The organism is Proteus genomosp. 6 (genome assembly GCF_040139785.1).
Lineage (GTDB): Bacteria > Pseudomonadota > Gammaproteobacteria > Enterobacterales > Enterobacteriaceae > Proteus.
On the sequence record NZ_JBEEVJ010000062.1, the window covers coordinates 1 to 560 of the forward strand.

The following is a 560-nucleotide window of genomic DNA, read 5'->3' on the forward strand; positions in this document are numbered from 1 at the left end:
AGCGATGAACAAGAGCCTGCATGCCATGCTCGCCAAAATCTGCACCAGCAGAGGTGACCCACTGTCACAGTCACCACTGCTGAAACGCAACACCCACAGCCTTACTGTGCTCACAGCCACTGTTTGGTCTCCAGTGAATGTCAATGGGTGCCATTTTTTCCACATGGAGGAATTCAGTGACACAACTTTGCTTCATACACACTTCCATGTCAGACACCATTCTGTCAGACTGCCCCTCTGCTACCATCTGCCACACTGCAACAACATGGAATGGAATATTGGTGGGAAGGTTCAGCCTCTGCTGCCATACCACCACCATTCACCTCTGACGTCGTGGGCCAACATAACAACATAGGAGGCATTACTTTCGGAGCAGCCTCATAATTTAATTTATTGCCAAATAAAATTGTGATATATAAAAATACATAGTTCTTGTCTCCATCAGTGACACATACATTAGTACTGAAAATTTTGTTAGTTCAACAAACAAGTAGAAAATAATCCAAGCAACCAAAACCTGCTTATTGAACCAGCCATCTGTACTTGCTCTTCTATGTTAC

1 protein-coding gene is annotated in these 560 nt (G+C 44.1%); it reads right to left on the minus strand.

Translation table 11 applies throughout. The annotated features are described in order from the left end of the window. Positions 1-70: 70 nt before the first annotated feature. Positions 71-313: a hypothetical protein gene (locus ABN212_RS18805; RefSeq protein ID WP_349443580.1), complete on the minus strand. Its 243-nt coding sequence runs from the start codon at positions 311-313 to the stop codon at positions 71-73. Positions 314-560 lie beyond the last annotated feature (247 nt).